The sequence below is a fragment of the Paenibacillus sp. FSL R5-0527 genome, from assembly GCF_038008055.1.
Lineage (GTDB): Bacteria > Bacillota > Bacilli > Paenibacillales > Paenibacillaceae > Fontibacillus > Fontibacillus macerans.
In genome coordinates this window covers 2,656,908-2,680,663 of sequence record NZ_JBBOYI010000001.1, presented here as the reverse complement: position 1 = coordinate 2,680,663, position 23,756 = coordinate 2,656,908, and the positions used below count along the sequence as shown (strand labels likewise).

Below are 23,756 nucleotides of genomic sequence, written 5' to 3'. Positions count from 1 at the left end.
TGCTTGCTTCTACACAAGTTGAACTATGGATTGTACGGATCAGGCCAGCCGTGTGAAATGTTTTTACGGTCGCTGTTGTTCGCGGATTTCTGATGATTTTTTTAGATTCCAGCAAGGATGAAATCCGCTCACAAAGGCGACCACTGCCGTGCCTAACTTCCGCATTTGGTTAGTTCAACTATATATAACCCGTTTAGGCGGGCGAATAGCCGCACCCGAACGACCAAACACAGCTGCGGAGGGCTTAAGTGATGTTGGATTGGAAACGCAAATACGAAACTTTTGTGGAAAAGCAGCGCCAAGCCGGCTCCTCGTCTTCTTCCTCCAAAGATACCGGCGGACAGGACGGTAAGCGGGGAAACGCCAAGCAACTGGACAGCAGCCTGGAACGCAATTTGCGGGAAGTGCAGGTGCGGCTCGGCGACAATACCGATCTTACCGTTCGGAAACTGCATTACGGCCAGCGGGAAGCGGCATTGTTGTATTACTCCTCCCTAACCGACCAAAAGCAGATCCAGGAAGGGATCGTCAGAGCGCTGATGTCGGCGGAGGGCGGACGGGAATCCGGTTCGGGGGACGATGTGCTGACCGCCCTTTGCGAAGAAACGATCTACATTAATGTGGGGGCGCGCAGCTCCGATTGGAGCGCTCTGCTGGAATGGATGACCAAAGGGCATGCCGTGCTGCTGCTGGACGGATTCGCAGAGGGGCAAACCTTCGATTCGCGTAAAATCAAAAAACGCGGCATCGAGCAGCCGCAAACCGAGCAGGTCATCCGCGGCGCCCGGGAAGGATTTATCGAAGCATTGGAAACGAATCTGTCGCTGATCCGTTACCGGCTGCAGAGCCCAAGTCTGAAAATCGAAACCGGGGATATCGGGGCGCGGACCAAATCGAAAGTGGCGGTATGCTATATGGACGGCATCGCAAACCCGGAGCTGATCGGCGAAGTGATGCGGCGCTTGGGAAAAATCAACATCGACGGGATCATCGATGCCGGTTATATCGAACAGTTTATCGAAGACCAGCCGCTGTCCCCTTTTCCGCAAATCCAAAATACGGAACGGCCCGATAAAACCGTCGCCGCCTTGCTGGAAGGGAGGGTCGCGATTTTGGTCGACGGCTCCTCCTTTGCGCTGATCGTGCCGGCGCTGTTCGATCAGTTTTTTCAAACGATCGACGATTATTCCGAACGGTTTCTGATCGCAAGCCTGCTCCGGTTCGTCCGGTTAATGGCCTTGATGTTTTCCATCTTCTTTCCGTCGCTGTATGTGTCCGTCATCTCCTACAATCCCGAGCTGATGCCGACGGATTTTGCCGTGGCGATCGCCGGCGGCCGGGCGGGCGTTCCTTTTCCGGCCATGCTGGAAGTGCTCATCATGGAGGTTTCCATGGAAATTTTGCGCGAGGCGACGATCCGGCTGCCGCAGATGATCGGCGGCGCCTTATCGATCGTCGGCGTTCTCGTCGTCGGCCAGGCGGCCGTTTCCGCCGGTTTGTCGAGCCCGATTACGGTCGTCATCGTCGCCCTGACCACGATCGGATCGTTCGCGACGCCCGCTTATAATGTGGCGATCGCCTTGCGTATGCTCCGCTTCCCCCTGATCGTCCTGGCCGGCTTGTTCGGGCTGTACGGGGTGATGATCGGAAGTATTTTTATCATCAACCATTTGTTGTATCTCGAATCATTCGGAGTCCCCTATTTAAAATCGATTGTGGCCAAGAAACGCGCCGGAATCAAGGATACCTTCATGCGCGCTCCGCTCTGGTGGATGGGCAGACGCCCCAGCTATCTGCATGCGGTCGATGATACGCGGCGCGCCGAAGGCACGCTTGAGCGCCAACTCGAAAAAATCATTCTACCGGAGGGAAGCCACGATGAAAAACGCAAGGAAGATCAGCACGATACAGCTGGCGATCGTGATCAGTAGCACGATTTTCGGCTCCAACGTCTTAAGCCTTCCTAGAATTATGGCCGAAACCGCCGGCACCGCCGCTCCGCTATTCACGGTGACCGGCACGGTTTGCGCTGCAGTCACCCTGTTCATCTTTGCGCTCCTGAGCCAGAGATTCAACGGTCAAACGATTTACGGCTACAGCCGCACCTTAATCGGAAGATGGCCGGCCTTTATTACCCATGTTCTGGTGCTGGCCGTTTTTCTGATTACGACCGCCCTCGGGCTTCGGCAAATCGGAGATGTGCTCTCCACCGTCGTCTTTCGCAAAACGCCCATCGAGATGAGCATTCTGCTGATGCTGCTTCTGATCGCTTTCTCCAGCAGGAGGAACGTGCTTAAGTTTTGCTATATACATATTTTTTACTGGCCTTTCGTGATTACGCCATTTCTGTTTCTGGTTCTCATCTCCGCCAAATCGATCAATCCGTTGAATCTGATGCCGCTGCTGGGCAATGAGCCTCCGGACATCGTGCCGGCGCTGTTTTCATCGGCCTCCCTCTATTTGGGTTCTTTTATCATCGCCACCCTGCTCCCTATCACGGAAAAACCAAGGAAGGCCCTGAAAGCAAGCGTTATCGCCATTTCGGTTTCCGGAGGGATGTACCTCTTGATCACCCTATCGGCCCTGGGCATATATGGAGTGGAGGAAGCAAAGCTGCTGTTGTATCCAACCCTTGAAGTGGCCAGATCCATTGAACTGAGCGGCCAGGTCATCGAGCGCTTTGACGCGATCTTTATCATCATGTGGGTGATAAACATCTATTCGACGCTGTATTCCGGCTACTACATTTCGGCTTATTCGCTTAGCGAGCTGCTGCGGATGCAGGATCAGCGATCGACCTCTACCCTGCTGATTCCTGTTTTTTTCGCCATCGCCATGCTCCCGGAAAACCTGTTTCAACTATACGACATCTCTCGGATCGCCGATTGGTCCGGCTATATTTTTCTGACGGGATACGGTCTGCTGCTCTTGGTGGTTTCGCTCATTCGGCGCGGGAGGAGGACTTTCCCATGAATAAGAGGTTTCCCAAAAAGTTCCTGCTGTGCGTAATGGCCTTGATTCTGCCGCTCTGCTTGTCCGGGTGCTGGGATCAGGTTGAAATCGAGAACCGGGCGCTGGTGCTTGGTCTTGCCATCGACGAGGCGCCGCCGGAGAGCGCCAAGGAAGATCCGAAGGTCACCGTCCTTAAAAATCAGCCGATCAACGGCAAAATGATTAGAGTGACCGCGCAAATCGCCGTTCCCGGGCGCGTTCCTTTAGGGCCGGGCGGCGGCATGGGCGGCGGCGGCAGCACGGGGAACGCCAATCCGGTTTGGGTCGTGCAAGTCATCGGCCACACCCTGGACGAGGCGCTGAACAATTTGCAGCAGGAAATCGCCGATCCCCGCTACCTCGTCCATCTGCGGATAATCGTGATCAACGAAGAGATCGCCAAGCTGGGGCTTGATGAACTTAACGATTTCCTGCGCCGCAACCCGGAAGTCCGCCGCCGTATCTGGCTGCTCGTTTCCGATATTGAAGCGGCAAGGCTGATGAAGGTCGCCCCTCCGCTGGAACGGGTCCCGACGCTTTACCTGGATGCCATGGTGGAAAAAGCGATCGGCATGGGCAAGTTTCCGCCCAATTATCTCGGCGCTTTCTGGGATGAGGAATCGAAATGGGGGCAGGACGGCTTCTTGCCTTACATCACCATTAAGGGCAAAGAAAACGTGATGATCAAAGGAATCGCTTATTTCAGCGACGGCCGCCTCGCGGGAACCAGCGATCCGATCGAAATCGGGGCTTACATGGCGGCCAAAGGCCTGAATCCCGGCGGATATTCCACCCTGTACCATGTCCCCGGCATCGGTTACGTCATGACTAAAGTTACGGAACGGCACGCGAAGACCGATGTCAAAATCGTGGACGGCAAGCCCCATGTTTCCTTTAAGATCCATGTCGAATCCGTTCTCGACGAGCACTTTGGTTCCGAGCAAGCCGTCGACAGTTCGGCGGACATCCGAAAGATCGAGAGGGTGTTCGATCAAAACGCGGCGGCCCTGATCAAGTCGTTCATCCGCAAAACCCAGCGCGATCATTCGGATATTTTCGGGATCGGAGAATACGTAAGAGCCCACTACCGTTCCTTCTGGCGGGACAATATCCGCCAAAAACGCGATTGGGAGCTGATGTACGCGGATATCCCCGTGGACGTCGAAATCGAAAACACGATCCGCCGCGTCGGAATGAAAAGCAAATAGGAGGAAGCCCGAATGACCCGCATGCTCGCATTTACCTCCAGCCTGCTCCTGTTTTCGGGACTTATTTTGCTGCTGGTGGACAAGGAAATTTACAGGCTGGCCCATATGCAAAAAGAACAGCGCAGCGCCCGCGTTTTGGGCTGGGCCGAAATCGTTCTCTCGATCGCGGGGTTTCTTGCTTTTCTGCTGCTGCGTATTTAAGTAGGCGTTCAAAAAGCGAACAACCTCTCGTGCGCGGACGCAAGCCCTCCCGGCCGCTTGGAGCCTAGCGCAAGCCGCTTGAAGCCGGGCCGCCTGTGGTGCTCCCCGCTCCCCCGTGGTATAGTGAGACTGTACCTTTTTCGGAAATGGAGATTTTGGATCAATGAACGATCATAAACCACGTTACAATACATCGCGTCCCCCGGGGAAAACCCGGGATTCGCACCCGCGTTCGAAACCCGCTGCGAAGCCGTCCGCCGCCAGCCGCGAGCAGGCCGACCGGCTGAAGACGGGCGACAGGATCGTCGTCACGGTCAAGCGGCTTGGGATCAACGGCGAAGGGGTCGGCTATTACCGCCGCAAAGCGGTGTTTATCGAAGGCGCTATCCCGGGGGAAGTCATCAAGGCGGAGGTTACCGGCGTTTCGGACAAGTTCATTTCCGCCGTCATCAAGGAGATCGAAAAACGCTCACCCTACCGGGTGGATGCGCCCTGTCCGGTTTTCGGCATTTGCGGCGGCTGCCAAATCCAGCATCTGTCCTATGAGGGCCAGCTTGCCGGCAAAGAGGACATGGTGCGCGAGGCGTTCTCCCGTTATGCCGGGCTCCAGGACGTCCGGATCAAGCCGATGCTGGGCATGGAGCATCCCTGGAATTACCGCAACAAAGCGCAGCTGCAGCTCGGCATGGCCCAGGAAGGCGTGATCGCCGGACTATACGCGGCCGACTCGCACAAGCTGATCGACATCACCGGCTGCCCGATCCAGCATCCGAAGATCAATGAAGCGGTGGACCGGACGCGCAACGTCCTGCAGCAACTGCAAATCCCCGTCTACCGGGAAAAAAGCAATCAGGGACTCGTCCGCACGATCGTCGTCCGCTGGGGGTTCCAGTCGGAGCAGCTCCAGGTCACGCTGGTGACGGCAAGCGACAAGCTGCCCCGCCAGGCCGAGCTGATCAAAGCGCTGCGGCTGGCGATGCCCGATCTGACGAGCATTGCGATGAACGTCAACCCGAAAAACACTTCGCTGGTCTTCGGCAACAAGACGGTGATCCTGTGGGGCGAAGACAGCATCCAAGAGTCGCTGGGCGACCTGGAGTTTACGTTGTCGCCCCGGGCCTTTTTCCAGTTGAATCCGATTCAGACGGTGAAGCTGTACGAGACGGTGCGCGCCGCCGCCGGGCTGACCGGCCGGGAAACAGTCGTCGACGCCTATTGCGGCACCGGCACGATCGGCCTGTGGCTGGCGCCTTACGCCCGGGAGGTGCGCGGGATCGAGTCAATCCCCGAGGCCGTCGAGGACGCGAAAGCGAACGCGGCCCGCAACGGGCGGGACAACGCCGCCTTTTACGCCGGCTACGCCGAGGAGCTGCTGCCCCGCTGGGTGAAGAGCGGCTTCGCGCCGGACGTCATCGTCGCCGATCCGCCGCGCACCGGGCTCGCTCCCCGCTTCCTCGAAGCGGTGCTGCGCACGAAGCCGAAGCGCTTCGTTTACGTCTCCTGCAACCCTTCCACCCTGGCGAAGGATTGCAAGGTGCTGCTGGACGGCGGTTACGCCATTGATTGGGTGCAGCCGGTCGACATGTTCCCGCAGACGAGCCATGTGGAGTGTTGCTCACTGTTGGTCAGGAAAGACTAATAGTTGAGGTGTATTGGCGGAAATAGTAAAGAGGGGCGATACGCCCCTCTATTTTTCTGCCCTAATATGTACTGTCAGTCATGCAGTTAATGACGTAGACGTTAGCGGACTTTCCACCTCGCTTTATGTCTATTTGACTATGTACAGTAATCAAGCCCTCGTCATTGAACTCTTTAAGGACACGTTGAACGGTTCTTTTCGATACATTGCTTTGCTCAGCTATCTCAGCTACCTTGAGCCAACAAACACCAAAATAGGTACGCGAATTAAGTTGCAGAGTATTGAGAACAGATTCCATTGACGAGGTAAGTTCATAAATTTCATAAATCTTGGAGATAGTTTGGTTAAGTTCTTCTTCGTTGTTAAAGGTTTGGTAGCGTCTATAATCATGCCAATACTTTTCTGTTCTTTTACGAAATAACCTAGGTTGTAAATTACTCATGACTACCTTTTTCCCTTTCTTTTTTAAGTAGTTTGAGTGTTTTGAAATTGATTATCGTTGTTATTGTACAAAGTATTGCTACTGCGATTGAAATAATAATGATTAATAGATTCAACATAATCACCCCTGAGTCAAGTTTTTCTATTCATCAAATACAGTATCACACACTTAGAAAAATGACAAATTCTGGATATTTACAATACGTTTTTTCTATTGTATAATACAGCTTTTTCATTTTAAGGGGACTCAAGAAGGAATAATGTGCGTCAAACACCATTTCAGAAAAATTTTGTGCGTAGCAGTCGAGGGTAAACTCTGCCGCACTAACAAAAACCGATTCATTCGACACCCGGTAGGTCTAATTAGAAGCCCTTAAAGCCCCTTAGAGCAATTAAAAGAGCCGCCCATGTTTGGGTGGCTCTATGTTTATTCTTTGCCATTCTGTCAGTTTTACTGAATTAAGTTACCTCAATCATAGGTATTTGCCTTCAACCTACCCCAAGAAACCATCAACTACTTTTTGAATTTCTCTCTTCCAAGCAGGAGCATGTGCATTTCTAGGAATTAAACATGTGTCCAGTACCCTTCTGAACTCTTTATTGTCATAGCGGTTCGTAACATATTTTTCCATCATTAAAATGAATTGCTTTAGTGTAATCGGTACAATGTTAATGAAATCTGGTTCGTCTCCTGTGTACCAAACGCCAACACGGAATGTTTCTGCTGTATTATTATCAATGGAACGTGCTAAGAACAATCCGTAAACAGGTTTTCCACTTGCCGCGGCGACCTTTGCTTTTTCTTTTGCAACGTGCCTACGGACTGGTTCGCCTTCTGCGGCTTCTTGGCGTGATGAAGTTGTTAGAGTTACCTCCACTACCAGAACATAGTCCTCAAATTCGAATATCAAATCGGGACCGCCACCGGGGGCACAACCTAACGGGAAAAAGTCTTGGTCAACCTTAAATCTCCTTGCTTCATGCGGTTTGTTTACAAGTTGATTAATAGCTAGAAACGCTCTCCATACCGCCCATTCCAAGTATGCAGGTTCGTCTTCAATATCAATATCATACGTTTCTTCATCAATCGGTTGCTTATCAATCTTTTTGAGATAAGCAATAATTTCCTTTACTTGTTCCTCTTCATCTTGTTGGGACGCATAATTCTTTTCTAGGACTTGTTGGTATAATACCTCAAGTCTAAGTCGTACTTGATTCAAATCAGCAACTTCTTGCGTCTCTGGTATAGTCGGTACTAATGCTTCATCCATACCGGAGTCAATGAGAAGTTGACGGAATCTAACGATTTCTTCTCTAGCCGTAATTTCATTATCAGTTGGAAGTTGAGAACCGTTCCAAAGACGAGTTAGATATTCTTTGCCGTTTTCTTTACCGATAATCCGACGGTCAACTGAAATGATTGCGTTGATTATTGGTAACTTTTTATCACTAAGAATAAGCCGTTTTCCCTTTAATGAGACAAGTCCCGTTAATCGTGGGTATCTGAAATTCACGTCAGCGTAATCCTTTAGCGAATCCCTTTGTAAACCAACACTAGCGGCAATACGTTCTAACAAGGCGTTATCCACTCTACGTTTTGCAACTCTACCTGTGACCGCATTTCTTTCGGCTCTAAATTCAAGGATTTTTTCAACAACTTCATCAACAGACTTGTGGTCTCGATAAATTTGCACTATCCCCATTTCAACTTTGCTTAAGCCTTCCGAGTTTTCAAGTGAACCCAACCTTTGAAGCACTTGTAAGATAAAAATAAATGGGTTAAAACTTTCTTCGCCGTTAGTCGGTTCAATCACAGAAGGAATCTCATATGCAAGTAATGCTCTTAGCATACATTCTTGTTGTTCCTGAACTGTTTCGGCGTTTATCATTCTTTGACCACTTGGCGTAATCTCATAAGCGCGACCAGTCAACCCGTACTCTGGATTTTCAGCCACAACTTCTAAAATTGCAGGGTCTTTTTCGTCCGGTCTTAAATCTCTTTTGAATTTATGCGTGATAAATCCAAGTTGAGATAAGCAGGAACGCCATTTACGTCCCATATCGCTGTAATCTCTCTGCTTGTTTGCAATTTCAATAACGCCTGCTCTATCAAGTTCATCAGCAAATAAACGCTCTTGCGATTTACCGATGATATTACCGTTTAACGTATTCTTAAGTACAATCAAACCTTCACGTATTCGTAAAGGATTTCTTACAGTTGTATTACCAAAATGCCACGGAGAACTCATACGGCACACCTCGACAATTGTTTAGTATCCGACAAAAATGTACTCTTGTACTTCATTGTTGTTGTCGTCAACTTTATGACCTTGATTTCCAAACGAATATCTATGGTCAATCTGGTTGACTTCAACTTTATCTTTATATTTACAAAGAAGTTCAATCATTTCTTCCATTGAAGGGAACGCATTTGAAGAATAGGAAACCATTATGATGCTATCCTTGTGTTTAGCAAATAACTTGTCAAATGCATCGTAAGCACCGACCTTTGTTCCAAAAGGCGTAGGATACTTCTTGAATTTTTTGGTTTTTGTATCCTGTTGGATTTCCAAACCTTCCCACCGTTTCGATAGCCCTTCAACAAAATGATAGCGTCTCGTGTACTCGTTATCACTCAACGGGCTGTAATACGGTGGGTCGATATAAACTAAATCAGCGTGTCGTCTAAGTTCCATAGTATCCCTATTAGTGGATATGTTTTGTTTGCCGTTATCAAATACTGCATTATTGTACGCTTCAACGGATTCAAGGAAATGTTCTTTCAAACTTTTTTGTAAATCCTTACGTCCATCATCATATCGATACCCGACGTAAGTAAAAATCCCCCTAGGTCTTCGTTTCAAGCAAGCACGAGTTAAAGCCGCGATTGCCAACGCTCTTTTATAAGGGTCTTGCAACTTTTCAATTCGTGCTCTCAAATCGTCTATGAAAATGTTTTCTTCGTCAGAAAAATAAAGACCCTTGAATGTTTCATAAACAAATCCATTACCGTCGCCTTCTTTTAGCAAGAAATTGACGTCTTTTTCGTCTAGGGTAACGGAATTGTTTTCAACTATCGCTTTTGTTACGTTAGCAGAAAACGTCATAAAGTCATTCGAATAAACGGTTTTACCTTTCGTCTTAAACATGTAGCTTACTACGCCACTACCACTAAATGCGTCCAACACCGAATCGAATCGGAACTGAGAAGCAATATCCCAAATACTATCAAGTAAATTGTTCTTACTGCCCATATATCTTGTGCCGGGGAATCGGTCTAACTGCGTATTTGGAATTTCCGGTTTTACAACCTTGAAACTCCTTCTACGTGGTTGTGCCACTACCAATACGTCTTGTCCGTCACGTTTACTTGCATCCGAATTGATATAACGCTTCGTCTTGTGAACTTCAATTTTGTAATCACGGTATAACTCGTAAACTAATGGATGATTCGAGTTAGTCAGAACAACCGTACAACCCAATTCGTAAAGTCGATGAACTTCATTTGCTAATGCAACGTGGTCTTCTTCGTAAAAGAACTCCTTCGTATAACGTTTGAAATCCGAATAAGTAGAAATCGGAAGGTAAGGAGGGTCTAAATAAATGAAATCATCCGGTTCGGCGTAGTTGTTCAGAACTTCCAAATAATCGCCTTCAACGATTGTGGTATCAAATAACGCAGAACTTGCCGCTTTAAGCCCCTCAACATCACAGAAATTAGGGTTCTTGTATTTGCCAAATGGAACATTGAACTGACCTTTTTTATTTACACGGTATAGCCCGTTAAAGCAAGTTTTATTCAAGAATAGGGTTCTTGCCGCACGTTCAATATGGCTTAAATGCGTCGGGTCTTGGCTTCGAATGGAGTAGAAAAATTCCTCTTCATTTACAAAACCCCCAAGACATTCGATTAGTTCATTAACATTATCCCGAACAGTTTTATACAAGTTTACTAAATCGGGGTTAGTATCTGATATAACTGCGTTATCCGGTTGCAAGCCAAAGAACATCGCGCCCCCACCGAAAAAAGGTTCAATGTATTTGTTGAATTTATTCGGAACATGCCGTGCAATTTCATTCCAAAGTTGTTGCTTTCCGCCTGCCCATTTTAATATTGGTTTGGCTATCGGTTTTTCAATCTGCTGAATAAGTAATTGTTGTTTCGGGACAGCCATTATTTATTACCACCTTTATATTCATTCCGTACCGCACTCACAAAATCTATTCTATCACTTGTAAACATCAACTAGAATCCGAACAAACAAACTTTTTTTAAACTCCGTAAATAAATCAATATAACACTTTGAAAATAAGTATGCAAATAAGTAAGTCGCCTTATAAGCCCCTGTACGTACAACGTCGATTCAAAAAAAATTTGTACGGAGCAGACGAGGGTAAACTCAGGCAAGTCAACCAGAAGCGAATCACTAGGCACTGGGTGGGGTCTATAATCCGCCCTAGAAGCTGAACAGAGCCGCCTTCTTACTTCCGGGTGGCTCTGCATAGCTTTGACCGTATAAAGCCGCTCAACGGCTCTCAGACTGTTTCAGTCACTTGTGTTACTTCTTGCTTTCTCCGATTGAGTTCGCGATAAAGTGACCCCTTACTTACACCTGTCATTTCCTCAATTTGTGTTACCGTAAATTCTCCGCTCGCGTGTAGCTTGATTGCTTTGTCTAGCTTCTTCTTATCCGTCATAGGGCGACCGCCCTTACGTCCACGTGCTCTAGCGGCTTCTAGTCCTGCTACTGTACGTTCATGGATGATTGATTTCTCGAACTCTGCAAAGACAGCCATCATGCCGAACATTGCCTTTCCTGCCGCTGTAGAAGTATCTATGTTATCGGAAAGGCTTACGAACTCAACGCCTTTCTTTTTAAGTAGGTCAAGTGTTGCTATTAGCTTTAGTGTCGAACGTGCTAAGCGGTCAAGTTTGTAAACAATGAAAGTGTCACCTTCACGAAGCATGTCGATAGCCTTTTCAAGTTCGGGGCGGTCATCTTTTCCGCCGCTTGCTTTCTCTGTGAATATTCGGTCATAACCGAACTTTGCCAATGCGTCCATTTGCGAATCGAGTGACTGGTCAGCGGTAGATACCCTTGCGTAAGCTATTCTCATATTTCTCTCGTTCCTCTCGTTTATGTATCTTTAATAAGATTGTATCATAAACGTACTATTTCGTAAATTAGATTTCGAAACGAGTTTCGTAACCGATATTCTTACATAATTGCCTTGAAAACAGACACAATGTGGACTGTTCCATAAACAATCGTTTACGTACCATGATTTTGAATTGAGTGGAAGTTAAAGAGGGGGCGAGAGCAGTATTCCTACGGGTACTGTTCCCGAAGGGGGCGGAATCATCACAATTAGAGGTGAAACCTAACTTTGTCTGTCCTTTTACTGGTAAACGTTTTGGGTCAATGAAAGCCTTGATAAAGGCGGCTGTGTCGCACTTGGTGAAATCAGAGCAGAGGAGAATGGAGAATGTAAAGAAGTGATGGTAAAGCTTTACTTCAATTCAGCCGCCGTTACTTAACTGCCAACGATATTCAACTGTCTTGCTGTACTACTTCTTCTCAGTTCATTCTCTATTCTTATAAGGTAAGTTATTAGGGGAGCAAAATGCCTAGGTTTTACCTAGGGAAAATGAGTATGAAAGGGAAATATATTTCCTTGAATCTCCTATTTGAGGGAAAATAAATTCCATGTACAGGGAAATATTTTTCCTTGTGTATGGAATTTATTTTCCTCTACTGATTAGTTACCCTCGCCAAGTATCTGTTCTAAGGCTTCAAGGCTGAGTCCTTTACGCTCTTGCTTGGCTTCTCGTACTTGTTGTGCCCTCATTTCTTCTTGGCTCATACCCTTTTTGTCTTTGATTGACCGTTCCTCATACACGATAGGTTTCTGTCCGGTCTTTAGATAATCTTCGACTTTGCAAAGTACATCGCAATCAGCCATGAAGAAGGCTCTCGGGTTGAGTTTCTTCGAGTCGTAGCATACAAAGAACGCTTCAATGTGCTTTTTCATGGTGGGTTTTTGTTCGGCTCGATCAAGGTCTCGATAATGGTGCTGTAATTCCTTAATGCAATCCGTCACTGTTTTTCCTTCACGATTCTTTGTACGATGCTTTTTTCCTGTTGCTTTTCGGTACTCACTGAGGAAGTGACTCTCAAACTCTGGATATGACCATAACTGCACATCATCGGGTAAGGCGGTCTCAGTTGGTTCAGGCTTGGCTTTATTGGTCTTTGGTTTGACTTGTCTAGTTCCAACGTAAGCCTTCCCATCAGCTTGAAGTACTTCGCTAAGGTAATTGCGATATGCTGTCAGAATCGTCTCACGATGGCTCTCAGCGGCGCTTTTAAGCCTAGCGGCATAATTATGTTCTACTACTTTTACAGCGGCTGTAAAAGCTTGTAGAAGGCTATCCGCTTTTTGTCCTTTGTATAACTCAGTGTTAGCAATGACTTCATTTTCAGCATGACTGAGAAACACAAACGGATTGTTTTCAGGACGGTCAGTAATACTGAAAACGAACTCACCCCTGTCTCCGCCCTGCATGGAAAAGGTTTCAATAAATCCGTATTCCATCAACCGTTTGGCGTAATTCTTTACTGTCTTGTCATCCTTGTTCCCAAAAACTCTTTTTAGAAGGAGTCTTGGCAAGGCTACTTTTGTTGGAAGTTGGGCTTGAGCAGTATTAACCCGATTCATAATAAGCCCAAGTAGCTTCAATGAATCCCCTGTTAGGCGGCTACAACAAGCTACTTCATTTTCTAATCTAAAGTGCCCGTTATGGTACAGTATGAATCTGCCTGTCATCATCTCCGCCCCCTTCTTTGGATATACGCTGAAACGGATTCCCGGCTTATCATGTACGAGCAGGTCTTACCTTCACCAAACTTAACAGCGTCAAGCTGACGGGCTTGTATTGCTCGTAGAATTGTTCTTTGGCTGACTCCTGCAACCTTGGCGGCTTCTTTTCGGGTGTAAAACTCTTTCATGGTCTGTTCCCCCTTGGAATGGTATAAGTTAGTGACAGCAGAGGGTAAAAAAATAACCCTCTCGTGCTAGTAATCGTTGCAACCTATTGTTCAGTTGCAGTGGGAATTTCCTATAATGAGGGTACACGTTCCTTCTTATTGCCCCTGCCATGACTCAGCAGGGGCTTTCTTGTGTTCATTACCGTTCGGGCGGCTAGTCATTGTCAGGAAAGAGCCTATCAACGTCATAGTTCATTTCCCGTAGAAATGCCTTTAGGTCAGACTCTTCAATCCAGAATGGATATTTACCTACGCCCCGAATATTGCCGGGGATTCGTTCAACATGTAGCTTACCTTGCTTAACCCATCCGTAGACTGCATCTTCGCTTACCATTCGACTACGACTGTGAGCAGATAGCTTATATGCAATTTGCGAGACCGTGTAATACTTCCCCATGACCTAGCGCCTCCCCTCATTGATTGATTGCTCTACGAACGCTCTTAAATCGGCTTCCCGAACTCTCCAAAGCGTCCCGGCTAACTTCATTGCTTTAATCCGCCCTTCACCAAGCCATTTGTAGCAAGTATTCATATCAATGCTCAACAGCTTTGCGACTTCATCGGCGGAATACAAGCGACCTAGATACGTTTTCATGTCTTCCATTATTGCTGACCTCCCGTAGTGTTATTGAGGATGAAGTTCCTGAGACTTTCCTGAGGAATCCTAATTGAGCCACCGACTTTGCAACTTGGGAGTTGTCCGTTATGACACATGCCATAAACCGTTGTATAGGATAGTTGCAGTATGTCCATGACTTCACGGATGGTGAATAAGCGTTCCATGATGACCGCCCCTTTCGGTTGTGAAATTGTTACATACACAATATAAGGAAGCGGATTGCAGGATTAACAAAAGCGCGTAGAAATATTGAAGAATCTTTAATTATCCGATAAACACGGGACATTTAGTTCAGTAAGGGGAGAGAGAACGAAGGTAACTAATTTTTCAGCTTTATTGCACTTTGTGGGAACTTCGTTATCGTTAAATCTGTTGATTTCATCTGCAAATAGACATAATTACGGCTGTCATTTAATAAGAAGATTCAGGTTATGCCGATTGAAAAAAAATATTCATCCAACCGCAATTTTTTCCCCTCCCGGCGCGATGGTTACTGCGAACACGCTCAAGGGGGAGCAGAAAATGAATGTAGAACGCACTTATGATGATGGAGCAATATTCCTAGACTTGTTTATGCCGCTCGTGTACTCGGAAATTGACAGACTGCTAGAACAAGAAGCCAATTCCCAGTATAATGAAGGCAACGCCAATACATCTCATAGTGAAGGAGCGGCGTAACTATGAGATGTGCAGTTTATATTCGTGTTTCTACAGATAAAGAAGAGCAAAAAACGTCATTACAGAATCAAAGAAGCTTGTTCTACGAGTACCTTGAAAAACAAGGGTGGGATGTGTTTGATTTCTATATTGACGTTGAGAGTGGAACAACTGGTAAAAGAGAAAATTTGCAACGTCTGATAAAGGATGCCAAGGAGCGTAAGTTTGACGTTATCGCGGCAAAAGAATTATCACGACTTGCTCGGAATGGTGGTCTCTCTTATCAAATTAGGGATATAGCGATGGAGAACCGTATTCATATTGTCACTTTAGACAATGCAATCAACACGCTTGAGGGTAAAGGGGAAATGTTCGGGCTATACGCTTGGATGTACGAGCAAGAATCACAGCGAACGTCCACTCGAATTAAAGCCGCCCTCAGTAGTAAAGCAAGAAAAGGTGAGTTCAAGGGTTCGGTTCCGCCTTACGGGTACAGGCTGAACAGCGGAAAGCTTATTCTTGCGGAGGACGACACGCCCAACAATGTAAAGCGGATATTCCGAATGTACTTGGAGGGAAAAGGATTCGATGCAATCGCACGAACTTTGACTCGTGAAGGATGTCCAACACCTGCCCAAGTTGTCGGCAAGAAAAATGCAGGGCTATACTGGCAGGGTACTTCTATCAAGAAAATCTTGACTAACCCACATTATGTCGGAGACTTGGTTCAAGGAAGGCAGACAACAGTTAGCGTCACGTCAAAAGTACGTGAAGAAATTCCAAGGGAAAAGCAAATCGTTACTGAAAACGCCCACCAAGCCATAATCTCAAGGGAAGACTTTGAAGCTGTCCAACAATATATGAAGGGGCGAAAGCGGCAAAAAGCTAAGCCCAAAGCTAAGAAGCACCTTTTCACAAACTATCTTTTCTGTGCAGATTGTGGAAAGGCACTATGGTATGTTCAGTATCGCAAAGGCTATGTTTGCGGCAACTACTATAAGCACGGAAAGCATGTTTGTAGTCAGCATAGCGTGAAGGAAAAGGAACTCATTGAGGTTATCCTAACCGACATTCGTAACAATGCTCAGATGCTTAATGAGAACGAGATTATGGGGCGGCTTGAGGTAAAGACCTTACAAGCAAGAAAGCAAGCAGAAAAGCAAATACAGTCTTTACAAAGACGCATTGAAAAGCTAAAGGAACAAAAGACAGGTTTAATCAGACTGTTGGCGAGTGGTACGATTACTGAGATAGAGTATAAGGAAGCAACAGAGAGCGGAAATGCTGAACTGTACAGCCTACAGGAGCAGTTAAAAGGCTTCCAGTCTCAACAAGGGAATAAAAGTACAGGGGAAAGCATTGCTCGATTGAAGAAAGAACTCAAGCATTTCATGAAGCTTAAGGAACTTACTCCTGAAATGGTACATCGTTTGGTCGAAAGGATTGAAGTTCAAGCGGATGGTTCGGTAAACATTCATTACAAGTTTGCCGCCACCGCTCTTCTTACGGCTTAAAATACAGTGACCGACACTCAAGTCATGTGGAGTGCTCAGTGTTACTAACTTTGCGGGGGAAAGAGTAATCCCCCGCTTTATCACGCCCCTATATTCCCGATATTTAAGGGGCGGGCTATGTTGTAGTGAATCTTGATGTTACCGTCGACTTGAACTTCGATCTTATGAATGAGTTTTTGGATGACTTGTTTCAGCACCTGCTCGTCATGAATGTCCAGTTTCGCTATTTTATTGATTTGACGTTGAAAATCTTGCAGATTGCGTTCTGTATCTTTCTTTGATTCGAGAATTCTTTCCAACTCAACCTTACGTTCAGTTAACCGCCTACGTTCGGCTTCGATGGCTTCGTTGGTAGACCTAAATTGCTCAATACCAACAACCTTCTGTTGAAACAAAGTGAGTAGGGAGCGGAATTCACTTTCCAATTTGGCAAGTTGATTATTAACTCCTTGTAGCTCTTTCGTATAAGAGTTTTGATGGATTGCAATTTCCCCGCCCACAACTCTATATAGTTGCTCCAATTTCAAGTTGTTTGAGATTAGTTCTTGTAAGTCATCAATTACAGCCTGACGTAGTTTTCTGTTCCCTATAATGTGAGAAGAGCAGTAAGAAGATGTATGTTTAACATAACCGCCGCAAACATAAGCCCCGCCTTCTTGTCTGTTTCGATCTTTGCGGAACATCATACCTTTACCACAGTCAGCACAACAGGCAATATGAGCAAAGAGACTTTCTTGTCCATTACTTTTATGTCTGCCTTTTGTTCTCATCTTTTCCAAGGCGGCAAGGTGCTCCTCTTTCGTTATAATGGCAGGATGTGCATTTTCGATTACAACTTGCTTTTCAGGTTCAATTGCTTTTCGTTTTTTGGATAGGAAGTCAACAGTTTCTTCTCGATGGTGTACAAGTGCTCCCGTATAAACGACATTCTGCAAGATGACTCGAATACTACTTTCATGCCACATAGTTCCTGCATTACTACCTCCTGATACCGCTCTAGGAGTTGGGATTTTGCGTGAATTAAGATAACTGGCGATTTTGTACCATCCCCACCCCTTGTAAAGGTATAGGTCAAAGATTTCTCTGACGATTGGGCTGTATTGTTCGTCTAAGGCTAGTTGACCGTTTTCCCCTCGTCTATAACCGTAGGCAACTAATGAAGCTTGATACTTTCCTAAACGGGCACTAGTCTGCCTTCCAATCTTAATACGGTCTGAGAGTTTTCGGCTTTCCTCCTCAGCTAATATGGCTTTCAGCCTAAACATCAGCTTCGTATCACTCGTACTAGTATCATAATTATCTTCGGGGAATATAAGTCGGATGCCTAGTCGTTCAAGTTCATCAGCTACAGTCATACTCTCAACTGAGTTTCTACCGAATCGGGAAACTGATTTTGCGATAACCACATCGAACCTTTTTCTTTTAGCGTCATATATCAATTGTTGAATGGCTTCACGCTTTGAGAAAGTTGTTCCGCTAATCCCATCATCAACATACGTTTTAACTAACTGCCATCCTTTTTCGGCTACTAAACCCGTAGTGAACGCTATTTGATTCTCAAGACTGTTACGTTGTTCATCTCTTTTTGTACTAACCCTTGCATACACAGCACAACGCATAGCTAGTAATCCTCCTATATAGGTCTCTAATTTCGCTATACGAGTGCTCCCCACCAAAGTTAAGCCTTAACAATCCCCGTGTTGTCTCGTATAGAGCCAATGAGGGGGTGGAAAGAATGAATATTACTCAACATGAATTTGTCGGCAACCAGTCCCTTCAAGATGTTATGGAGGAACTTGTTATTGCTTTAATTAAGTCTGGAGTGATTTCTATAAATGATGATACAGATAATGAATAGTGAAGGTTCGGGGCACTTTTAAGTGTCCCTTTCTTATGCTTCTATTTGCTTGAACACTCAAGAGATAATTGGCGTATGACATCCCTGCGCTTCAACATTCCCATAGGAATACAATCCTCTGTAGAAATCCTCACGGTCAAGGATTCGCTTTACCTGTACTTTGGTGAAACGGCTACCTTGCTTTGTTTTATAGCCATCGTAATTTAACTGATAGGCGAGTTCGGACAATGACCATTTCGGGAATAGCTCTCGAAGTTCAAACAATCGTTGTACGGCTAGAGCTTCATCCCAGTTGATCTCAATCGATTTCTGCCCCTTTTTTGCATTGTACCCATAAGCAGCCCGTCCCCCAGCATATCCACCTTGTTGAGCCTTTTTACGCCGCCCTCGGCTTAGTTTCAAGGCTATCTCAAGCCTCTGATATTGGTCTAATAGCTCCATCATGCCGTTGACAAGGAAATCACTAGGGTCACTTGTATTGATGCTGTAGAAGGGCTGTTCTATGGCTTTAACATCGACATTGTTCCGTTTAAGTTCTCTTTGAATCAACACTTTGACTATATCCGAACGCCAAAGGCGGGAAGTATTAAGGACAACAACATATTTCACATCCTGCCATTTCAGATCAGACAACATTTCTTGAAGCCCTTCGCGTTCTATTGTTAACTCGTCCTCATCCACTTTAGCACCTGAAATCCCTTCATCCTTGTAAATGCCCAATAGTTCAAGGTTGTTGGAGTCACAAAACCGCTGTATTTCTTCCTTCTGATAGCCAAGGGAATAGCCATCCTTGACTTGTCCTTTCGTAGAAACACGGACATAACCGACAACACGATTTTTCATAGTTATCCCTCGTTTCGTAAATTACAGTTATCGTAACGCCCTTGCAATTATCAACTGCCGCCGCGCATCCTCCAACTCCAAGCGGGCGGGTGGCGGGGCAGTTCACAGGCTTGTCCTATTTAATTGTCAAAGAGCGAAATCAAATTGCTGTGTGAATATATAAATCGCAAGACAGGAAGCATGTAAAGGGGATTACAGGCGGTTTAAATTTATTTTTAAAACGAATCTGCGGAAATTCCTCATAACCCCCCAGTGCCTAGGAAAAGAAAGGACTTCCCACTCGGGCGGGGGGACGGCATGATTCCGACAGGAAATTTTCTGTAGAAGTTGGTGCGCGACTGCGAGGAGGGGGGTATAATCGTACTAGCGGATTGGGTATCTTCAGCTAAGTTCTTTCTTAGTTCCTTCGTAGATTTTTTTTATCCCCCGAAAGCGGTAGTCTAAATAATAGTAATTCATAGTTTTAACTGATAGTATTAACTGATATTGGTATGTCTTCAAAAATGAAAGGGTAATGTGCATTAACGCAAGCTAACATTCAAAAATGCAAATTACCCTTTGAAATTTAACCAATAAACTTCTATATATTCAATGGCATCTAACCCAGAAGATCAAAGGGGTCATCATAATCGTTAGATGACAAAGTTGGTTTTCTATTGTTCATTGTGCTTTTTCTTTTGTAGGTTTTTCCTTTTTTCGATTCTTTCATTTTTTCTATTGCCGTTTTTATTTCCTTTTCCCAGTTTATATCTAGCGATTGCATGGTTAATTGTTCAACATATTCTTTCATGCAGTTCAAGAATTCCAAAATTACATCCTCCTCAAAGGCAAAGCCCATTTCCTTTTGCAGTTTTATTAGAAATTTACCATAGAGGTCATTCTCGGTAGAGATTTTTACATTAACGAATTGTAGCAACTGATTTGCCCACTCAGCGCCCATTGAATTATGGAGTTTTTTTCTAATCACACTAATAGCAAAGAAGAACCACTCACTAAGAATAAGGTATACGTTATTCTTCAAATCAAAGGATGGGAAATAGATTTTGGACTTTCCTTTCCCACCCCTGCTTTTGATAAATCCTTTTTGCTCTAAGCTTTTCAGGTGTTTACTGACAGTCGAAGCAGAAATTCCTAAATATAGGGCTAATGTTTGTTGTGTTGGAAAAGCATAGCCTTTTTCTTCGTTGTAATGGCTGTAGATCTCGAAAAGAACTAATTTCTCCTCTTGTGGTACTCGAATACACCTTCTGACACAATTTGGGGTTATAACATATCCCCTATTGCTGCAAATCTCGAAATCAGCCCCTTCTGCAAGTATCATCAAGTAATCAGGCAATTTCATAGTCTTTTCCTCCTTGTGTTATCTATCTTACTTTCTCTATACGACTTGCAAATTTGACAGTTTAGGCTGTCAAAAAAGAAACCCCGCACAACGGCGGGGAAGATTTATCGAAACAACGGCAAATATTTTTTGTAGTAGTCAGCATGATAATCGGATAACTGCCAACCGTACTGATTAAGGAACTGAGTAACCTTCGCTAATACTTCATTTCGATGGACAACATCATTGTGCTTGGATTTGGCGAGGTAATGAGCAAGGCTTAGCTCCACTTGCTCCTGTGACAACGTGTCTTTGACGTGTTTGACGAATATTTGGACAAGTTCGTCAAGATCAAATCCATGACCGAGCACGTTCTCACGCCGCATCAGGGATAGAACAGTATCTAACGGCAGTCTTTTCACGGATTCGTTCTCCCTTCTGTCGCGGCAGAGGGGGAGTGAAGCTCTTGTTCTGCTTTCCACCTACGCCATTTAAGATACTGAGCCTGAACATCTTTTGCATTGTAGCCATTCTGAATCATGACACTAATGATTTTTTGTGGAATTGAAGCAGTATAGCCGTACAGACAATCTTTAAGTCTCTGGAATGATATACCGTGTAATACTGCAAAAGCATTTTGAGTTAAACGAGTTTTTGCGATGAATTCTTTTACTGGATGAGTCATTTCAATTCAACTCCTTTTCTTTTTGTCTATATATAGATTAGGCAATCAGATATAGGAGATAACATAGGAATGTATTCTTTCGGCAGATCAAATTCTTGGAATTGTCATATTCAAGTTTAAAATGCTTAGCTTCGCTATATCAATTTTCTTCAGTTTGTGGTGCGTGGTGCGTTATTTTAAGGAGTGAATATCCACACCGAAACACATCAAATGTAGTTATGATGCTTACTATTTTGTATAATAGAAATAATTGGAATATGGGTAGAGGAAGAGGGATAGAGTGTGAGGAAATCGTCAAAAAAAAAGAAGCGCAACCAAAAACCTGATCAATATACTTCATTTGGTCCATTGGAAATGGCCCAATTCGGAAATACAGTTGTGATGAGGAACAACATGAGCGAGGAAGAGCATGAACTTCTAATGATTAAGCTCGCAAGTGATTTTCCGAACACCTACAGAAAGATCGATGAACTGGTAAACAGTATTCGTAGTCTAGTTATAAAATGTGATCCTCTTCAATTATTGGTTCAGGGTTATTATGGGATGTTGTTTTCAATGCTTGATAAATCTTCTGAATTTCAGTTTGACTTCAATGATACGGTTGCCGTAAGAATGGTTGATTATGTTCAAAGTGTAATTGTATCAACTCCCCCCATTGAAAATAGAGAAGAACCAGAAGACCAGGTAATGAATGAGTTATCAACAAAGATATCTGAGCTATACAGTAGTTTGCATTATTTTCATATGACCCACAGTGCATATTTAAAAGAAAATGATCCTAATTATGATCCTGAGTACGATATGCTGTATGTACAAGCTCAAGAATTAAGAACTACAGTTAGAGGCGATAGGTATGCTGTTCATGAAATTGAGCATTTACGTGATTTATTAACCCCACATAATGATGTATTTATTGAATTGTTTGATATTGGGATTGAGGAATTTTTGAGCGGAATAAAAAAGTTGCAATTTTCTTTAATGCAAGGATTTAATCAACTAATGATAGATATGGAGGAGTTGAGAGAACAGACTTTAGAAGCTGTCGAGCAAAAATTAGCGATAGAACAGACATTTAGTGATCCAAGAGAAGCAATGGATGCAGTAGTATATGAAAAAGGCTTAGGAGATTTAAAGGAATCTGTAACCAATAGGTTATTTGGTTTTGATCTGTTCGATGTTAGAAAAGTAACAGGATTACCTGAATCATTGTTAAGAGAATTAGCTTGGAAGCCTGGAGAAGAAACTGACTTTTTTGCAGCAGGAGAGTATGCTGGGTGGCCATTAAGAAGATTACCTATTGAGATTAGGCCTTTTATTAATATTGATAATAATTTTTACTGCTTTGATTTGTATAGTTTATTTGATAATTTGTACAGAGTTATTCAAAGGCTAATACTCCGTCTGAAGCCAGATTATAAACAAGAATGGAACGTAAAGCAGAAGGAAGTTTCTGAAGTACTCCCCTTCAAATTATTTTGTAATCTGTTAAGTGGAGCAGAAGTAGTCCGATCTATTTATTATCCTAGTAATACAGGTAAGTCAGGAAAGAAGGAATGGTGCGAAAATGATGGAATAATCATATTCGACGACCATCTTATAGTTATAGAAGTTAAAGCGGGATCATTTACATATACACCACCTAGTACCGATTTTCCAGCCTACATTCAGTCAATTAAAACTCTCATTAAAAGCCCGCGGGATCAGGCAAAACGGTTTATTGATTATTTATATGGTGCTGACACAGTCACAATATACGATGAACAGCATAACCCCATACGCAATCTTAGGAGTGCAGATTTTAGACAAGTAACTATATGCGGTATTACTATCGATAATTTCAATTCTCTTGCAGCTAGAGCATCAAAACTTACTCCACTGGGGGTTGAACTCAACCTAACACCAGTTTGGAGCATATCAGTTGATGATTTAAGGGTTTATATAGACTACTTTGACTCTCCAAGTATGTTTGCACACTTTATTGAACAAAGATATAAAGCTGCACAAACAGAAGAAATTGAATTATTTGATGAATTAGACCATTTAGGCATGTATATAGAGCATAATCACTATGTTACTAGAGCAAGGGAAAATGGCGGACACCGAGTTTTATGGAATGGATATCGTGAACAATTGGATAACTACTTTGTGAAATTAATATTTGACGGAGAAAATCCAGATAAGCCCAACCAACATATCCCTGCTATGATAGAAGATATTATTAAATTGATAGATAAACAAGCTAAAAAAGGAAGATGTAAAGTTGTTAGTTCTATCCTTGATATGGACAGGGAAACAAGAGATCAGATAGAAGCACAACTTAAAACTGTTTTAAAAAGACAAAGTGAAACTAGAAGATTTATGCCACTAAGTATGTTTGGAGAAGTGAAAATAACCATTGCTTGTAAGCAAGAGGGTATTACATCTTTTTCAAATCAGGATGCATGTGACTATATATTAGCCACGTTACTTAGAACGGGTGACATTGAAAGACTAGGTCTTTTTCTGACTTATTCAACAGATAATGTACTTGTTGACGTGGACTTTGTTTTCCTTTCTAAAGGAGACATACCAGATGAAAGGATGGAGGAAATAGAAAAAAAGTCAGTTGATTATGCTGAATCAAGAATAGCATCATTTAAAAAACAAAGTGGAGTTAAAAAAATTGGTCGAAACGATATATGTCCATGTGGTAGTGGAAAGAAATTTAAAAGATGTTGTGGCAATTGAAAA

The 23,756-nt window shown here is 44.4% G+C and carries 22 protein-coding genes; 9 read left to right on the top strand and 13 right to left on the bottom strand.

What is annotated here, in order from left to right:
* The first annotated feature begins 251 nt into the window (after positions 1-251).
* From NYE69_RS11745 to rlmD, 5 genes are all read left to right on the top strand, one after another.
* A complete protein-coding gene (locus NYE69_RS11745) occupies positions 252-1,931 on the top strand; it encodes a spore germination protein (RefSeq protein WP_340926336.1) in 1,680 nt (559 codons plus the stop codon).
* Positions 1,879-2,973 carry a GerAB/ArcD/ProY family transporter gene (locus NYE69_RS11740; RefSeq protein ID WP_340926335.1) on the top strand — a complete coding sequence of 365 codons (1,095 nt, stop codon included), beginning with the start codon at positions 1,879-1,881 and terminating at the stop codon, positions 2,971-2,973. The genes NYE69_RS11745 and NYE69_RS11740 overlap by 53 nt, the downstream gene beginning before the upstream one ends.
* Positions 2,970-4,199 (top strand): Ger(x)C family spore germination protein, encoded by a 1,230-nt coding sequence (locus NYE69_RS11735; protein ID WP_340926334.1) that lies wholly within the window; start codon positions 2,970-2,972, stop codon positions 4,197-4,199. Before NYE69_RS11740 ends, NYE69_RS11735 begins: the two co-directional genes overlap by 4 nt.
* Before the next feature lie 12 nt (positions 4,200-4,211).
* The gene (locus tag NYE69_RS11730) at positions 4,212-4,400 is read left to right on the top strand and encodes a CLC_0170 family protein (protein WP_328273581.1); all 189 of its coding nucleotides are present in this window, start codon (positions 4,212-4,214) and stop codon (positions 4,398-4,400) included.
* A 163-nt stretch (positions 4,401-4,563) separates the two neighbouring features.
* Positions 4,564-6,039, top strand: a complete 1,476-nt coding sequence (gene rlmD, locus NYE69_RS11725; RefSeq protein ID WP_340926333.1) for a 23S rRNA (uracil(1939)-C(5))-methyltransferase RlmD — start codon at positions 4,564-4,566, stop codon at positions 6,037-6,039.
* A gap of 61 nt (positions 6,040-6,100) precedes the next feature.
* Here the strand turns inward: rlmD and NYE69_RS11720 are convergent, their stop codons facing one another.
* The 8 genes from NYE69_RS11720 to NYE69_RS33680 all read right to left on the bottom strand — a co-directional run bounded on the left by NYE69_RS11720 (position 6,101) and on the right by NYE69_RS33680 (position 14,312).
* Complete coding sequence (locus NYE69_RS11720; RefSeq protein ID WP_185134720.1) at positions 6,101-6,481, bottom strand: helix-turn-helix domain-containing protein; 381 nt, start codon at positions 6,479-6,481, stop codon at positions 6,101-6,103.
* Positions 6,482-6,974: 493 nt separating this feature from the next.
* Positions 6,975-8,729 (bottom strand): AlwI family type II restriction endonuclease, encoded by a 1,755-nt coding sequence (locus tag NYE69_RS11715; RefSeq protein WP_101808207.1) that lies wholly within the window; start codon positions 8,727-8,729, stop codon positions 6,975-6,977.
* 21 nt (positions 8,730-8,750) lie between these two features.
* Positions 8,751-10,655 carry a Dam family site-specific DNA-(adenine-N6)-methyltransferase gene (locus tag NYE69_RS11710; protein WP_185134721.1) on the bottom strand — a complete coding sequence of 635 codons (1,905 nt, stop codon included), beginning with the start codon at positions 10,653-10,655 and terminating at the stop codon, positions 8,751-8,753.
* A gap of 361 nt (positions 10,656-11,016) precedes the next feature.
* Positions 11,017-11,598, bottom strand: a complete 582-nt coding sequence (locus tag NYE69_RS11705; RefSeq protein ID WP_101808206.1) for a recombinase family protein — start codon at positions 11,596-11,598, stop codon at positions 11,017-11,019.
* 642 nt (positions 11,599-12,240) lie between these two features.
* On the bottom strand, positions 12,241-13,311 hold the full coding sequence (locus tag NYE69_RS11700) for a hypothetical protein (RefSeq protein WP_185134722.1): 1,071 nt from the start codon (positions 13,309-13,311) through the stop codon (positions 12,241-12,243).
* The gene (locus NYE69_RS33685) at positions 13,308-13,490 is read right to left on the bottom strand and encodes a helix-turn-helix domain-containing protein (RefSeq protein WP_185134723.1); all 183 of its coding nucleotides are present in this window, start codon (positions 13,488-13,490) and stop codon (positions 13,308-13,310) included. Before NYE69_RS33685 ends, NYE69_RS11700 begins: the two co-directional genes overlap by 4 nt.
* Before the next feature lie 439 nt (positions 13,491-13,929).
* Positions 13,930-14,133, bottom strand: a complete 204-nt coding sequence (locus NYE69_RS11695) for a helix-turn-helix domain-containing protein (RefSeq protein ID WP_260410748.1) — start codon at positions 14,131-14,133, stop codon at positions 13,930-13,932.
* Entirely contained in the window at positions 14,133-14,312 is a 180-nt protein-coding gene (locus NYE69_RS33680) for a helix-turn-helix domain-containing protein (protein ID WP_185134724.1), read from the bottom strand. Before NYE69_RS33680 ends, NYE69_RS11695 begins: the two co-directional genes overlap by 1 nt.
* Before the next feature lie 358 nt (positions 14,313-14,670).
* On the opposite strand from NYE69_RS33680, the gene NYE69_RS11690 reads away from it, so the two are divergent.
* Together NYE69_RS11690 and NYE69_RS11685 are read left to right on the top strand one after the other, a co-directional pair.
* On the top strand, positions 14,671-14,826 hold the full coding sequence (locus NYE69_RS11690; protein WP_340926328.1) for a hypothetical protein: 156 nt from the start codon (positions 14,671-14,673) through the stop codon (positions 14,824-14,826).
* 2 nt (positions 14,827-14,828) lie between these two features.
* Entirely contained in the window at positions 14,829-16,319 is a 1,491-nt protein-coding gene (locus tag NYE69_RS11685; protein ID WP_185134725.1) for a recombinase family protein, read from the top strand.
* Positions 16,320-16,399: 80 nt separating this feature from the next.
* On the opposite strand, the gene NYE69_RS11680 is transcribed toward NYE69_RS11685, so the two are convergent.
* Complete coding sequence (locus NYE69_RS11680) at positions 16,400-17,938, bottom strand: recombinase family protein (RefSeq protein ID WP_340926327.1); 1,539 nt, start codon at positions 17,936-17,938, stop codon at positions 16,400-16,402.
* 116 nt (positions 17,939-18,054) lie between these two features.
* On the opposite strand from NYE69_RS11680, the gene NYE69_RS11675 reads away from it, so the two are divergent.
* Positions 18,055-18,177: a hypothetical protein gene (locus tag NYE69_RS11675; RefSeq protein WP_340926326.1), complete on the top strand. Its 123-nt coding sequence runs from the start codon at positions 18,055-18,057 to the stop codon at positions 18,175-18,177.
* A gap of 57 nt (positions 18,178-18,234) precedes the next feature.
* Here the strand turns inward: NYE69_RS11675 and NYE69_RS11670 are convergent, their stop codons facing one another.
* The 4 genes from NYE69_RS11670 to NYE69_RS11655 all read right to left on the bottom strand — a co-directional run bounded on the left by NYE69_RS11670 (position 18,235) and on the right by NYE69_RS11655 (position 21,026).
* The gene (locus NYE69_RS11670; RefSeq protein WP_340926325.1) at positions 18,235-19,020 is read right to left on the bottom strand and encodes a recombinase family protein; all 786 of its coding nucleotides are present in this window, start codon (positions 19,018-19,020) and stop codon (positions 18,235-18,237) included.
* 598 nt (positions 19,021-19,618) lie between these two features.
* Complete coding sequence (locus NYE69_RS11665) at positions 19,619-20,362, bottom strand: helix-turn-helix domain-containing protein (RefSeq protein WP_340926324.1); 744 nt, start codon at positions 20,360-20,362, stop codon at positions 19,619-19,621.
* 104 nt (positions 20,363-20,466) lie between these two features.
* Positions 20,467-20,763 carry a hypothetical protein gene (locus NYE69_RS11660; RefSeq protein WP_251243957.1) on the bottom strand — a complete coding sequence of 99 codons (297 nt, stop codon included), beginning with the start codon at positions 20,761-20,763 and terminating at the stop codon, positions 20,467-20,469.
* Positions 20,760-21,026 (bottom strand): preprotein translocase subunit TatA, encoded by a 267-nt coding sequence (locus NYE69_RS11655; protein WP_340926323.1) that lies wholly within the window; start codon positions 21,024-21,026, stop codon positions 20,760-20,762. The genes NYE69_RS11660 and NYE69_RS11655 overlap by 4 nt, the downstream gene beginning before the upstream one ends.
* Before the next feature lie 393 nt (positions 21,027-21,419).
* Between NYE69_RS11655 and NYE69_RS11650 the strand changes: the two genes are divergently transcribed.
* Positions 21,420-23,753: an SEC-C metal-binding domain-containing protein gene (locus tag NYE69_RS11650; RefSeq protein WP_340926322.1), complete on the top strand. Its 2,334-nt coding sequence runs from the start codon at positions 21,420-21,422 to the stop codon at positions 23,751-23,753.
* Positions 23,754-23,756: the final 3 nt, after the last annotated feature.

Coding starts and splice junctions, on each gene's coding strand:
- NYE69_RS11745 (WP_340926336.1), top strand. CDS start 252: ATGTTGGATTGGAAACGCAAATACGAAACTTTTGTGGAAAAGCAGCGC.
- NYE69_RS11740 (WP_340926335.1), top strand. CDS start 1,879: ATGAAAAACGCAAGGAAGATCAGCACGATACAGCTGGCGATCGTGATC.
- NYE69_RS11735 (WP_340926334.1), top strand. CDS start 2,970: ATGAATAAGAGGTTTCCCAAAAAGTTCCTGCTGTGCGTAATGGCCTTG.
- NYE69_RS11730 (WP_328273581.1), top strand. CDS start 4,212: ATGACCCGCATGCTCGCATTTACCTCCAGCCTGCTCCTGTTTTCGGGA.
- rlmD (WP_340926333.1), top strand. CDS start 4,564: ATGAACGATCATAAACCACGTTACAATACATCGCGTCCCCCGGGGAAA.
- NYE69_RS11720 (WP_185134720.1), bottom strand. CDS start 6,481: ATGAGTAATTTACAACCTAGGTTATTTCGTAAAAGAACAGAAAAGTAT.
- NYE69_RS11715 (WP_101808207.1), bottom strand. CDS start 8,729: ATGAGTTCTCCGTGGCATTTTGGTAATACAACTGTAAGAAATCCTTTA.
- NYE69_RS11710 (WP_185134721.1), bottom strand. CDS start 10,655: ATGGCTGTCCCGAAACAACAATTACTTATTCAGCAGATTGAAAAACCG.
- NYE69_RS11705 (WP_101808206.1), bottom strand. CDS start 11,598: ATGAGAATAGCTTACGCAAGGGTATCTACCGCTGACCAGTCACTCGAT.
- NYE69_RS11700 (WP_185134722.1), bottom strand. CDS start 13,311: ATGATGACAGGCAGATTCATACTGTACCATAACGGGCACTTTAGATTA.
- NYE69_RS33685 (WP_185134723.1), bottom strand. CDS start 13,490: ATGAAAGAGTTTTACACCCGAAAAGAAGCCGCCAAGGTTGCAGGAGTC.
- NYE69_RS11695 (WP_260410748.1), bottom strand. CDS start 14,133: ATGGAAGACATGAAAACGTATCTAGGTCGCTTGTATTCCGCCGATGAA.
- NYE69_RS33680 (WP_185134724.1), bottom strand. CDS start 14,312: ATGGAACGCTTATTCACCATCCGTGAAGTCATGGACATACTGCAACTA.
- NYE69_RS11690 (WP_340926328.1), top strand. CDS start 14,671: ATGAATGTAGAACGCACTTATGATGATGGAGCAATATTCCTAGACTTG.
- NYE69_RS11685 (WP_185134725.1), top strand. CDS start 14,829: ATGAGATGTGCAGTTTATATTCGTGTTTCTACAGATAAAGAAGAGCAA.
- NYE69_RS11680 (WP_340926327.1), bottom strand. CDS start 17,938: ATGCGTTGTGCTGTGTATGCAAGGGTTAGTACAAAAAGAGATGAACAA.
- NYE69_RS11675 (WP_340926326.1), top strand. CDS start 18,055: ATGAATATTACTCAACATGAATTTGTCGGCAACCAGTCCCTTCAAGAT.
- NYE69_RS11670 (WP_340926325.1), bottom strand. CDS start 19,020: ATGAAAAATCGTGTTGTCGGTTATGTCCGTGTTTCTACGAAAGGACAA.
- NYE69_RS11665 (WP_340926324.1), bottom strand. CDS start 20,362: ATGAAATTGCCTGATTACTTGATGATACTTGCAGAAGGGGCTGATTTC.
- NYE69_RS11655 (WP_340926323.1), bottom strand. CDS start 21,026: ATGACTCATCCAGTAAAAGAATTCATCGCAAAAACTCGTTTAACTCAA.
- NYE69_RS11650 (WP_340926322.1), top strand. CDS start 21,420: ATGAGCGAGGAAGAGCATGAACTTCTAATGATTAAGCTCGCAAGTGAT.